General features: G+C 42.2%; 8 protein-coding genes. 4 read left to right on the top strand and 4 right to left on the bottom strand.

The genetic code is table 11. The features are described 5' to 3' along the window. The 3 genes from H5185_RS09390 to H5185_RS09380 form a co-directional block, all read left to right on the top strand. The coding region (locus H5185_RS09390; protein ID WP_182741962.1) for an EAL domain-containing protein at positions 1-2,530 on the top strand (2,530 nt) is incomplete at its 5' end. A gap of 135 nt (positions 2,531-2,665) precedes the next feature. Beyond that, on the top strand, positions 2,666-3,937 hold the full coding sequence (locus tag H5185_RS09385; protein WP_182741961.1) for a DEAD/DEAH box helicase: 1,272 nt from the start codon (positions 2,666-2,668) through the stop codon (positions 3,935-3,937). After that, complete coding sequence (locus H5185_RS09380) at positions 3,934-5,019, top strand: GTP-binding protein (protein WP_182741960.1); 1,086 nt, start codon at positions 3,934-3,936, stop codon at positions 5,017-5,019. Before H5185_RS09385 ends, H5185_RS09380 begins: the two co-directional genes overlap by 4 nt. Before the next feature lie 189 nt (positions 5,020-5,208). On the opposite strand, the gene H5185_RS09375 is transcribed toward H5185_RS09380, so the two are convergent. The 3 genes from H5185_RS09375 to nadK all read right to left on the bottom strand — a co-directional run bounded on the left by H5185_RS09375 (position 5,209) and on the right by nadK (position 10,963). After that, complete coding sequence (locus H5185_RS09375; RefSeq protein ID WP_182741959.1) at positions 5,209-8,013, bottom strand: FAD-binding and (Fe-S)-binding domain-containing protein; 2,805 nt, start codon at positions 8,011-8,013, stop codon at positions 5,209-5,211. An 88-nt stretch (positions 8,014-8,101) separates the two neighbouring features. Then, positions 8,102-9,754, bottom strand: coding sequence for an L-lactate permease (locus H5185_RS09370; protein ID WP_182741958.1), 1,653 nt, complete (start codon positions 9,752-9,754; stop codon positions 8,102-8,104). A gap of 330 nt (positions 9,755-10,084) precedes the next feature. Beyond that, entirely contained in the window at positions 10,085-10,963 is an 879-nt protein-coding gene (gene nadK / locus H5185_RS09365; protein WP_124017949.1) for an NAD(+) kinase, read from the bottom strand. 162 nt (positions 10,964-11,125) lie between these two features. Between nadK and grpE the strand changes: the two genes are divergently transcribed. Next, a complete protein-coding gene (gene grpE, locus H5185_RS09360) occupies positions 11,126-11,731 on the top strand; it encodes a nucleotide exchange factor GrpE (RefSeq protein ID WP_124017950.1) in 606 nt (201 codons plus the stop codon). 125 nt (positions 11,732-11,856) lie between these two features. Here grpE and dxs read toward each other — a convergent pair whose 3' ends face one another. Beyond that, the gene (gene dxs, locus H5185_RS09355) at positions 11,857-13,722 is read right to left on the bottom strand and encodes a 1-deoxy-D-xylulose-5-phosphate synthase (RefSeq protein ID WP_124018012.1); all 1,866 of its coding nucleotides are present in this window, start codon (positions 13,720-13,722) and stop codon (positions 11,857-11,859) included. Positions 13,723-13,731: the final 9 nt, after the last annotated feature.

Raw genomic sequence — 13,731 nt, 5'->3', positions numbered from 1 at the left:
GCTGATCATTGGTCATTTTCTTAGCCAAATAGTATCCAGTAAAAACGATATACAAGTTAAACTTCAAGACGATTTTCTATTTAAAAATCAATTTGATATTGGCAATATTGGTATTTCCATTAGTACAAAAAATAAATATTGGCTGCGAGTTAATCCTTATTTATGTCGTATGTTTGGTTACAGCGAAAAAGAATTAACATCGCTAACCTGGCAAGCATTAACTCATCCAGATGATTTGAATAAAGATTTATTACTCTATGAGGAAATGCTTAAAGGCCAACTCAACGAATACGAAATTGATAAACGTTTTATCGCCAAAGATGGTTCGGTTGTTTATACCCATATGACCATTACATGTCGTCGTCATATTCAAGACGATACTTTTTTGGTGATTGCAGCTTTTCTAGACATCACCGAACGAAAGCAAGCGGAGCAAGCTTTATTACACAGTAAAGAACAACTCGCTTTGGTACTTGATAGCAGTGAATTAGGCGTCTGGGACTGGGATGTCGTTAGTCATCGTATTAGCACTAATCGATACAGTGCTGAGATTTTGGGCTGTACCATGGACGAGCTTAATTTGCAGCCAGAGCGATGGATAGATGCAATACATGCAAAAGATAAATTTAAGTTTTTGCGCAGTATTAATGAAATTATAACAGGCCGCAGCATTAGTCAGCGTGTGGAATATCAATTAATTGATTCTCAAGGTGTGTGGCGCTGGATTTCACAAACCGGCAGCGTTGTTGATGTTGATGCTAAAGGTAAACCTCTGAGAGTATTTGGCACTCATAGTGATATTACTGATATTAAACAGGTTGAAGATTCGTTAAGTATTGCCTCATCTGTGTATCAAAACTCCAGTGAAGCCATGAGTGTGTTTACTGCTAATGGCATTATTATTGATTCAAATCCGGCATTTTCTTTTATCACAGGATTTACTCAGGAAGATATACAAAATCAGCATTTGAGTATGTTTGAAACAGATCTGCAGCCTAAACACTTTTATCAGCAGTTAACACAGCAGCTTAGCCAACAGGGGCATTGGCATGGTGAAGTGTGGATGCGGCGTAAAAATGGTGAAAGTTACCTTATCTTGTTAACGATTAATTCAATCGTGAGCAAGAAGTCGCAGGCAGATCGATTTGTTGCGTTATTTTCTGATGTTACTGAGAAAAAACAAACGGAAGAGTTGATATGGCGCCAGGCCAATTATGATGCACTCACCGGATTACCTAATCGGAGAATGTTACTAACATTTTTGAATCAAGAGGTTTTATTAAGTGACCGTAAGCATAATCATTTTGCATTGATGTTTTTAGATTTAGATTATTTTAAAGAGATTAACGACACATTGGGCCATGATATGGGCGATGTATTGTTGCTTGAAACGGCGGCTCGTCTAAAGCAATGCATTCGAGAGACTGATGTTGTTGCTCGTCTTGGTGGCGATGAATTTACCATAGTGCTGGCCAATCTTGAAGATACTCATGGTGTCGATCGCGTCGCGCAGCAAATACTCAAACAACTGTCAAAAACTTATTTATTAGGTGAGCAAACGGCTTATATTAGCGCCAGTATTGGTATCACTCTATTTCCTGACGACGCAAAAACAACGGAAGGATTGTTAAAGAATGCTGATCAAGCTATGTATTCAGCTAAAAAGCTTGGGCGTAATCGATTTAATTATTTTACCTCGGCAATGCAAGATAGTGCCCAAAAGCGGATGCTACTGATCCGGGATCTCAAAGTTGCCATCACTCAACAGCAATTTGAACTATATTACCAACCCATTGTTGATTTAAGTTGTCAGCAGGTGATCAAAGCTGAAGCGTTAATTCGTTGGCATCATCCTACCGTGGGCGTTATTCCGCCAGCAGACTTTATCTCTATTGCCGAAGAGACTGGCATGGTAGTCGATATTGGTAATTGGGTCTTTTATCAGGCTTGTGAGCAAGCAAAGAAATGGAAAGCACAGTTTAATGCAGACGTTCAAATCAGTATTAATATGTCTTCTGTGCAGTTTAAAGATGAGTCGACTCAGGTTGAAGACTGGCTCAACTACATGCATTCGCTCGCATTACCGACCAATAGTATCTGCATTGAAATCATTGAAAGCTTATTGCTTGAAATTGAACCTAATGTTGAGGCTAAATTATTAGCTTATGCTGATGCTGGTATACAAATCTCGCTTGATGATTTTGGCTCAGGTTATTCATCGTTGGCCTATTTAAAGAAATTTAACATTAATTACCTTAAAATTGACAAAGGTTTAGTCAATAGTTTGTCTGCAGAAAGTAATGAAAAGTATTTGTGCGAAGCGATTATTGCCATGGCCCATAAGCTTGGCATTGAAGTGATTGCCGAAGGTATTGAAACTGAAAATCAACGACAGTTAATGGAGCTTGCTGGTTGTGATTATGCTCAAGGATATATTTTCTCGCATGCCTTGTGTCGACACGATTTTGAGCAAAAGTATTTAGTTAATAAAGTAACACAACTAAAATTGACTAAGGTCATGTCACGTTAATGTCATCGCGACACACTCAACACCTGCATCATCCACCGTGATAAATGGTTGCTAACACCATTAATGTAATAGTTAATGGTGTTTAGATTAGTATACAATAGCGACCTATTTTTATTTGTTTTTACTGAGTCTGTTATGTCATTTACGTCGCTAGGGTTATCGCCACTATTATTAGATGCGGTGAATCAATCTGGGTATCAAACTGCTACTCCTGTCCAACAAGCTGTGATCCCACTAGCGCTAGATGGCCGAGATGTGTTGGCCAGTGCCGAAACCGGTACCGGAAAAACAGCCGCTTTTGCTTTACCGTTACTCAGCCATTTAATGGCCCAAGATGATGCGGATTTACTATCATCACATCGTTTACGTGCATTAATCATGACACCGACCCGTGAGTTAGCGATTCAGATTGAACAAAATTTAGTTAAATACAGCCAATTTATTAACCTGATTAGCTTAGCTGTGTATGGCGGCGCGAGTATAAATCCTCAGCGCAAAGCATTAGAGCAAGGTGTCGACATATTGGTCGCTACCCCAGGGCGTTTGTTTGACATTATTGGTCAACATGAATTGGATTTATCTTTTGTCACTCATTTAGTGATTGATGAAGCAGACCGTATGCTCGATCTTGGCTTTGTGAAAGATATTGAAAAAGTGAAGCGCTTAATTGCCAGACAACATCAAACCATGATGTTTTCTGCTACTTTTTCTGAAGAAGTTAAAACCCTAGCAGCTAAAATGCTAAACAATCCTGAATATGTTCATGTTGAAACCCAAACCACAGCGGCTAATGTTGTCCAGCAGGTGTATCAAGTCGACACCCGTCGTAAAGCCGAGTTGTTATCTGAATTGATTGGCAAGCATAACTGGCAGCAAGTGATGGTGTTTACCAGTCGCAAAGAAACCGCCGATCATTTATATCGCGAGTTAAGCCTAGACGGTATTAAGTCATCGGTATTTCACGGTGATAAAAGTCAAGGTGCACGCAACCGCGCCCTAGAAGAGTTTAAAACTGGTCAATTACGCGTGTTAATCGCTACCGACTTGGCCGCTCGAGGGCTTGATATTCAAGCGTTACCAAGAGTGATTAACTTTGAATTGCCTGAAGAATGTGAAGATTATGTTCATCGTATAGGGCGCACTGGCCGTGCGGGATTAGGCGGTGAAGCGATTTCGCTGGTCAGCCCGCAAGAGCTTGAGTTACTTGCCGCAATTGAACTACTTATTGGACAGTCTTTACCGTTACAGGTGCCAGTCGGATATGAAGAAGGGGCGCCACTACCAGCTAGATACCGGGATGTGGCGATTGAGAAACCTAAAAAAGTACTTAAGTATAAACGGGGCAAGCCATCGCAAACTGATGCTAAGCCGACTCGTAAAGGTAAATATTCTAAAGCGAAAAAATGATCACTAAACCGATTAATACCAATATCATTACCGGTTTTCTGGGCGTGGGTAAAACCACACTCATTAGCCAGTTATTAGCGCATAAACCCAAAGATGAAGTGTGGGCTGTGCTGGTGAATGAGTTTGGCGAAATAGGCATAGATGGTGGATTGTTAAATGCCACTGTCGGTGATAATCACGCATCTGAATCATCAAAAAAACAGCCTGCTGTGGTGATAAAAGAAGTACCCGGAGGTTGTCTTTGTTGCGTGTCTGGCTTGCCAACACAAGTGGCGATAAATCAGCTTATCCAACAAACAAAACCGGATCGATTACTCATAGAACCCACAGGGTTAGGTCATCCAGCCGAAATTGCTAAGTTGTTAACATCTGAATATTATCAGCATGTTATTAAGCTACAAACCAGTATCTGCCTAGTGGATGCCCGCAAAGTTGGCGATCCACGCTATCAAAACCATGATACGTTTACACAGCAATTACAGCTGGCAGATGTGCTACTTGCTAACAAAGCACAGCATTACACCGCAAACGATCATCTGCAACTGCAGCAATTCCTCAGCAAGTTATACTTACAACACACGCCACTTATCACAGTCGCTAATCACTTCACTGATATTGACTTGATCCAGCAGATTTTGGCGCACTTAAATGTTCCGACAAAGTATCGTTGTCCAACAACGGCACAACGCTTATTGGGCCGAAAATCGCTTGCAGACAATTGGTTTTCGAGCGAGCCACCACTGAGTGATATTGATGCCGCTGAGGTTTCTGCTAGTGGCTTTATCCACAAAACCAATCAAGGTGAGGGCTGCTACAGCAGTGGGTGGATATTCTCCGCGGTGCATTGTTTTCAGTTTGAGCGCTTTATGGCCTGGATTGACACGGTTAAAATAGATAATGTATTGAGGTTAAAAGCGATAGTGATCACTAGCGACGGAGTATTAGGGGTCAATATGGTTGATGGCTCGTTAGCGCTAAATGAGCTTGATGATACTCTAGACTCACGGGTAGAAATTATTAGTGATATACCACTTGAACATGAAAAGTTGCAGCAACAGTTACTGGCGTGTTTATTGAACTAACTTTATTAAATTAGCCTTTATTAAATTAGCGTTAATAGGACAACTTGATTGGGGTGAATAATTCGTTTCATGACGCCAATTAACCTTGAGTTCGGAAATTAGCGTTAAGTATGGTAACAAAAAATAAGGGCATTGATATAATATCAATGCCCTTATTATTTTCGCTATTTACTCTGATGGCCGGTTAATTTAACGGGTACATTCTTCTAGTAAATATGCTAAATGGCGGTATGAAATACCACTGTGTTGGGTTAAGCCTACCTCACACATTCTGTTGGCGTAGTAACCTTCTTTAGTTTCAGCAGGAATAAGCTTTTTAATGTTACGCAATGCGCTGGCATTAATTTCAGGCTTATAAAGCCCTTTCTCACCAGCATAACCACAACAAGTAATGTCTGCTGGTAACACGACGTGGTTAGCACACGCATCAGCAATTGCCTGTTGTTTAGGTTCTAATTTCATCTTACGGGCACTACAGCCTTGGTGTAAAGTGACATTAGATTTCTTGGTTATGGTCATCTTAGGTAGCATCTCGTCGTGCATAAACTCGACTAAATCGGTTATTTTGACCTTAGGATTACCGGTTAAGGTACGATAAGTACAAGACAAGGCATCAACAATAATAGGCACCTTGCCATTATCAGACTGTTTACTCAGTGCATCAATCAGTTCATCACGCTTAGCATCGGCGTTTTTAAAATCACCTTTTGATTCCCACATCTGACCGCAACATAAATGGCGGGTGTTTTCTGGGATGATCACATTGTAACCAGCCCGTTCGAGCAAAGTGATAACGACTTCAGGTAAGGTGCGGTTATCAGGATCTTTTGGTGTTGGACCAAAGGTTCTGCCACCGCATGCTGGGAAGTATAAAACTGTTTTCTGACCTGGTTTGTGAGCCGATGGTTTTGTAACTTTACCGCCTTTAGGGAAGTCAGGGTTCCAATATGGCACTTCTTTGGAAATCAAGCGTCCTGCTTTCATCAAGGAGTTAGTAATGCTATCGCCGGTTATTTTGTGCACAATGCCTAAAATATCGAAACCTGTACTGATCACTTGGTTTACTGCGCCAAAATGTTTGGCTTGGAAGTCGAGTACTTTTTGCTCTGTGGTAGTGATGTAGGGGGTACGCAGTTTACGTACTAACTGACCCATACTGTTATCAACTGGGCAGGCAATAGTACATAACTGACATGCTGCACACGTATCAACAACATCATATTTAGCACTGGCACGCATTTCGGCTGCGGCTTTTTTATCACCAGATTGCTCTAAACGTTCAATTTCACGTAGTACCGCAATTCGTTGTCGTGGAGAGAAGTTGAGTGCCGAAGTCGGACATGTTTTCTCGCAAAAACCACACTCAATACATTTGTCGACGAAATCATCAACAATAGGGCAAGGTTTGATGTTTTTAACATGTACCAAGCTATCATCGTTAAGGATAACTCCTGGATTTAACAGTTTACTTGGGTCGAATATTTGTTTGATTTGCTTCATTAACGTGTAAGCGTCAGTACCCCATTCCATTTCAACAAACGGGGCTACAGCGCGACCGGTTCCATGTTCTGCTTTCATCGAACCGTCGTACTTATTGATCACCATGTCAGCGACATCTTTCATAAAGCCTTGGAAGCGATTGATATCATCTTGTGAGGCAAATGTAGGCGTGATAATAAAGTGGAAGTTACCGGCTAAGGCATGACCATAAATTACCCCTTCAGGGTAACCGTGCTTATGGAACAAGGCGGTTAAGTCTGACGCTGCACTGGCTAAATGCTGTAATTCGAATGCTACATCTTCAATAATGACGGATGTACCTTTTGGTCTTGCACCACCAATAATAGGGAATAAACCTGAGCGCATTGCCCAATACTGGCCAAATACCACTGGATCATTACTAAATTCTGTTGGGCGCTCGGTGTCAATATGGGCAATTTTTTGAATAACATCTTCAGTGTATTTCACTAATGTCTGTGGATCATTAGCGCGACACTCAATCAATAAAATAGCCGAACCTTCAGGTAAATCACTTAACCACTTCGGCATACCGGTTTTTCCGGTAACCGACTTAATTGAGGCCCAGTCAAGCAATTCTGCTGCGGCAACACTATCGCCTTTAATAGGGGGAACCGCTCTGGCGGCATCTTCCATATTAAAAAATACTGCCATGGCAGAAGCCTTAAATTGCGCTTCTTCAACTGTGTGATAAGTCACTTCATTGACAAACGCGAGTGTACCTTCAGAGCCAACAATTAAATGATTAATTAAATCGAATGGGTCACTAAAATCCACCAGTGCGTTAATGCTGTAACCCGTGGTATTTTTAATTGAGAACTTCTTACGGATTCTGGCTGATAAGGTTGGATTGTTCTTTGTGAGCTGTGCTAAATCGGTTAATGCTGCAAGTAACATTGAATGCGATTGACTAAATGCTGCTTTAGAATCTGGGCAACCCGTATCGAGTTCAGTCCCATCGGCGAACATTAACTTAGCAGACTTAATTGTTTGATAACTGTTTTGAGCCGTACCACAACACATGCCAGATGCGTTGTTTGCTACCATACCCGCAATTTGAGCCGAGGCTAATGTTGCTGGATCTGGGCCAATTTTTTTATTGAAGGGTTTTAATGCCATGTTGGCATCAGAACCAATGACTGCTGCACCTAGAGTGATCGATGTTTTATCTTCACTAATGTCTATGTTTCTAAAACCATCATGACCCAAAATAAGTAAAATGCCTTCACCAATAGCCTGGCCAGACAAACTGGTGCCCGCGGCGCGGAAGGTCACTGGGACATTATGTGCATTGGCAATATTGAGGGTTATTTTAACTTGTTCTGGAGTATCAGCATGTACCACAATTTCAGGCACAATCCGAAAATAACTGGCATCTGTAGACCAAGCAAAACGACGCACTGGATCGTTAGATACGGCCTGGCTTCCCAGTTGTGACGTTAACGTGTCCATCACTACTTGATAATTAATCGTCATAATATGCTCTCTTAATATTTGAATATACAGCAGGAATAGTGTGCCTGCTGTATTGTTATCGTTAGAATAGAAGCCACTTTACAGTGAATTAAAATCCACCCCAGAGAACGGCAATGGTACCTGCGACTAAGGCATATCCAATTGCGATAGGCATTGTTTTACGAATAATTTCAGATTCACGTCCAGCCATACCCACAACTGTTGCAGCAGCAACAACGTTCATGACACACATCATGTTACCCGCATTTGCCCCAATACCTTGAAGTGCGAGTGCGATGGCGTGATTCATACCAATATTGTCGGCAACAGAATACTGTAGGCCTGAAAACATCATGTTTGAGAAGGTTGCAGAACCAGACAAAAAGGCACCAAAAATACCGACGATAGGCGAAACCCAAGCCCATATTGAGCCCATGCTATTAGCCAATAAGTCCGCTAAAGCCACAGGCATTGAAGCTAGACCTGCACCATTTTCACCTGAGTTAAGGAATATCTTCACCATAGGTACAGATGCACCGAGTGAAATAATGGTAGGCAACATCGATTTGCACGATACGGTAATTGATTGCTTCATCGTGGCAGGTTTCATTTTAAATAACATAAAACCGAATAAACACACGACGACAAAGAAAATACCAGGCGCATACAAGGTTGCAAAACCTGCTTTAAGCTCGGTACCTAATAAACCCGTCCAACTGATATTAAAGCCGAGTAACCAGGTTTTAAATGGAACAACCACGCGGGATAAAACTAACAACGCGGCCATAATGATGTATGGAGACCAAGCGGCAATTTGTGAAAATTTAACTGGTGTTTGGTTTAGGGCTATTTCTTCATCTGATTTATGATCGTTTTCGCTGAAGTCACACCAAGGTTTTGCCGGCAGTAACCAGCCTTTTCTAGCGACAGGGATAACTAACGCCATGCCCACAAGAGCACCAATAACGGATGGGAATTCAGGGCCTGCAAAATAGTTAATTAACCATGCTGGTATCGTAAAGGCGAAACCTGCAAATATGGCGAATTTCCAAACTTGTAAGCCTTCTTTGATTGATTTGTTTCGACCAAAAAAGCCAGTTAACACACACACCATCACTAACGGAATTAATGTACCCGTAAATAAGTCAATGGTGATCATATGTTTAGCGATAAACTGTGCGTAACCTGCAAAAGTGCCACCATGTTCAGCAATTTGCGCTGCTGCCATGTTAACGCCGCCTTCAGTTAGACCTTGCTCCATCCCAAATAGAACTGGTAAGCCAATTGCGCCAAATGATACCGATGTTGAATCCGCAATCAAGGCTACTACTGCAGCTGCAATAGGGGGAATACCGAGTAACACTAGCAGCGGTGCACCGATTGCTGCAGGTGTGCCAAAGCCAGCGGAACCTTCAATAAACGAACCAAACAACCAACAAATAATAATGACCTGAACACGTGCATCGGCACTAATGTTAGTAAAGCCTGAACGAATAGTGTCCATGGCGCCAGAATATTTAAGGGTATTTAATAAAAACACCGCGCCAAAAATAATGGTTAGCGGTGTTAGTGCAGCAAGAAGACCTTCAACAACCGAAGCGGCAAGAAGTTGTGTATCCATTTGCCATATAAACATTGCTACAAGGCCTGTAGCAACCATTGATATGGGCATTGCTTTGGACGCTGGTAAGCGCATAAGCACCAAAAATACCATTACGCTAATAATGGGGGTTAAGCTTGCTAGTATCTGTAATATTGTCATGCATACCTCGAATCACTATAAGTGGGTATTGAATTGTTATTATTTGTTAGTATTTGGCTAACTAGGGCGTAATAGACGTTATTTAAGTGTTAAGGATGTTGATCGAGATCATCTAATACACGAGAAAGTGTAATCGTCGACAGAACTGTGAGGCGAGTCAGTATGAGGTTATTAAGTGCGTGTTTGAGATCACGCTTTTTAAGGATGCAACAGGTCATATAGAGTAAACCAAACGAGTTTTCGATTGGCTTTACAATATAATTAATTAGTATTTGGTAATGTGAAGAAGCTCACTGGAAAGGGAGGTTAGCTGTGACTTAGATCAAACTGTTAGAAAAGTTTACTGCCCCAGCCTAATTTATTGCGCAATACATGAAAATAATTATGTCCTTTGGGATGAATAAGTCTTAGGCGTTCATTTGAACGGCGAATTAAGATTTCATCACCAGGTAATACCGCTAAATGGACGTGGCCATCACAACTGACCTCAAGGTTTTCACCGTTATCAGGTGACACGACTAATTTAATCGTGCTGCATGCATCGACGACTATGGGGCGGCAAGACAAGGTGTGCGGGAACATGGGCACTAAAATCAGGGCTTGTAGATTAGGGGTTAAAATTGACCCACCTGCTGATAATGAATATGCCGTAGAACCTGTTGGTGTCGAGACAATCATGCCATCTGCGCGTTGGCTATACATAAATTGGTCGTCAATATACACTTCAAACTGGATCATATGAGCAATTTTGCCCGGATGGAGCACAGCTTCGTTCACCGCGGTATTACTTGCGGTTATTTTTCCGTGGCGATGAACTTCAGCCTCGAGTAAAAAACGGTTTTCGGTTTCAAATTCGCCGCCAAGTACTTTGGATAAAGCTTCTTCGAAATTATCAGGAGGTAAATCGGTTAAAAAGCCTAAATTACCTCGGTTTACCCCAATAACCGCCACGTTGAAACGTGCTAATACCCTTGCAGCACCCAGCATATTACCATCACCGCCAACGACGATTGCTAGATCACAATGCTCACCCATTTCAAGTAGGTCCATTGAACAAACATCAGGCCCCAGCTCTGAAGATACTCGTCCTTCAACGATAACTTTAAAGCCCTGCATGCTCAACCAATGATGCAATCGGGTTAACGTGAGGTTAGTCCCTTGATGATGTGGTTTGCCGATGAGTCCGATAGTCTGGAACAATTTAGTCATATTCGCGTTTGTTATGCCTTTAGGCCTTGAAACATAAGAATTGATCCCCATAATATACTCAAACTTATTAGAAGTGTGAGATTTGCTGTTAATTTTCAGCAAATGGCCACTTTATTTATTGTCGTAGAATACGAAATAACGCATTTATGAGCTGGAGCGAACATGAGCAACGAATCGAACAATACATCGCAAGATCAAGTAGAAGATCAAATTACTTCTGAAGTCGCGGCTGATGAAGTTAGTTTGATGGATGAATTAACCCAAGCAAATTTTCGTATTGAAGAATTAGAGCAACTACTGGCTGAATCTGAAGCTGCGTTAGCTGAGCGTAAAGATGTTGAAATGCGCGCAGCAGCAGAAACACAGAACATCCGTACTCGCGCGGCAAAAGATGTCGAGCAAGCGCGTAAGTTTGCCTTAGAGAAGTTTGCTAACGAACTGTTACCTGTCATCGATAATATGGAACGTGCCTTACAGGGAACCAATCCTGAAGATGAAGCGACCAAGGCGATTTATGAAGGTGTTGACCTGACAATGAAAGGCTTTTTAACGTCAGTGGCTAAGTTTGGCGTAACCCAAGTTAATCCTCAGGGTCAAGCATTTAACCCAGAACATCATCAAGCTATCGGTATGCAGCCTAGTGCTGAGTTTCCAGCTAACACTGTGATGATGGTCATGCAGAAAGGGTATTTACTGAACGACCGTTTATTGCGGCCTGCTATGGTAATGGTATCTCAAGGCGGTGCAAGTGTGGATGTTGAAGCTTAACGTTTAAGCCGATACCAGGTCGAAAGACTGAATCAATAGACACAAAAAAGGACTGAATTTTCAGTCCTTTTTTATTAGCATCATCAGCGAGTCATGCTCATAGCACACTTAACCGCCGTTAAACCTTAGGCCATAAAGGCTTGGATTTGGGCTAAAATACCTGCTGCATCGAGTTGCAGATCTGCGATTATCTCATCTGGCGCACCGTGCTCAATAAACTCATCAGGTAAGCCAATTTGTAACACGGGTTTCACAATCCGCATTTTATGTAATGCTTCAATCACTCCTGAGCCTGCACCACCCATAATCGCATTTTCTTCTACCGTCACAATAACATCATGGCTGTTAGCGAGTTGTTCAAGCAAGCTTAGATCCAGTGGTTTAACAAAGCGCATATCAGCAACCGTGGCATCCAGCTTTTCTGCCGCATCAGTCGCTGCTTCAAGTGTGGTACCAAAGTTAACAATCGCAATTTTTTGACCTTGGCGGGTTAATACCCCTTTACCGATAGGCAATGCCATCATACTTTCTACTTGTTCAGCGCCTGTGGCAAAACCGCGTGGATATCGCACCGCCGTAGGACCATCTTGGTAACAATACCCGGTATAAAGCATTTGGCGACATTCATTTTCATCTGATGGCGCCATAATGATCATATTCGGAATACAGCGCATAAAGCTTAAATCGAATGCTCCTTGATGGGTAGGGCCATCGGCTCCCACAATACCGCCGCGATCAATAGCAAATAATACCGGTAAACGTTGCAAAGCTACGTCGTGAATAAGTTGATCATATCCGCGCTGCAGGAAGGTCGAATATATGGCGACCACAGGCTTTAGTCCTGCACAGGCAAATCCTGCGGATAAGGTGACCGCATGTTGCTCGGCAATCGCAGCATCAAAATATTGGCTTGGGAAGCGTTGTGAAAACTCAACCATGCCAGAACCTTCGCGCATAGCAGGAGTGATAGCCACTAACTTCTCGTCTGTGGCAGCCATGTCGCATAACCATTTACCAAACACTTGTGAAAACGTAGGTAAACCAGGTTTAGTGGTCGGTTTCTTAAACAGGCTTGGATCAAATTTAGGCACTGCGTGCCAGCCGATAGGATCTTTTTCAGCAGGTTCATAACCACGACCTTTTTTAGTCATGATATGCAGTATCTGTGGACCTTTGAGGTTACGCATATTACGCATGGTTTCAACGAGCGAATCGACATCGTGACCATCTATAGGGCCAATATAATTAAACCCTAGTTCTTCAAATAGCGTTGCAGGCACAACCATGCCTTTAAGGTGTTCTTCAGTACGCTTAGCCATTTCTTTAATGACTGGCATCCCTTTAAGGACCTTTTTACTGTTCTCTCTAATGGTGGTATAAAAGCGTCCTGACATCAGTTGTGCTAAGTGGTTATTCAGTGCACCAACGTTTTCAGAAATCGACATTTCGTTGTCATTAAGTACCACCAGCATGTCATTGTGCAAGTCGCCCGCATGATTAAGTGCTTCAAACACCATACCACCTGTCATGGCGCCATCACCAATGACGGCAACCACTTTACGACCCACAGCTTCTTTTTCAGCAGCGATCGCCATACCTAATGCTGCACTCACAGAAGTGCCTGAGTGGCCTACGCTAAAGGTATCGTATGGGCTTTCTTCACGCCATGGGAAAGGATGTAAGCCATTTTTTTGGCGAATGGTGTGCATCTGTTCGCGACGATCAGTGAGTATTTTGTGTGGATAAGCTTGATGGCCTACGTCCCAAATTAATCGATCGAATGGGGTATTGTAGACGTAATGAAGTGCCACAGTTAATTCAACTGTGCCTAAGCCAGAAGCGAAATGTCCGCTAGAAATACCAACAGACTGAAGTAAGAACTGTCTGAGTTCATCAGACACTTGTGGAAGTAAACCTTGAGGTAACTTCCTCAATTCTTCTGGTGTATTAGCTTTTGCTAGTACTGGGAATTTAGAAATATCGAAGCTCATAGCGAGATT

The organism is Shewanella sp. SG44-6, from assembly GCF_014164185.1.
Taxonomy (GTDB): Bacteria; Pseudomonadota; Gammaproteobacteria; order Enterobacterales; family Shewanellaceae; genus Shewanella; species Shewanella vesiculosa.
This window is presented reverse-complemented; position numbering and strand designations above follow the sequence as displayed.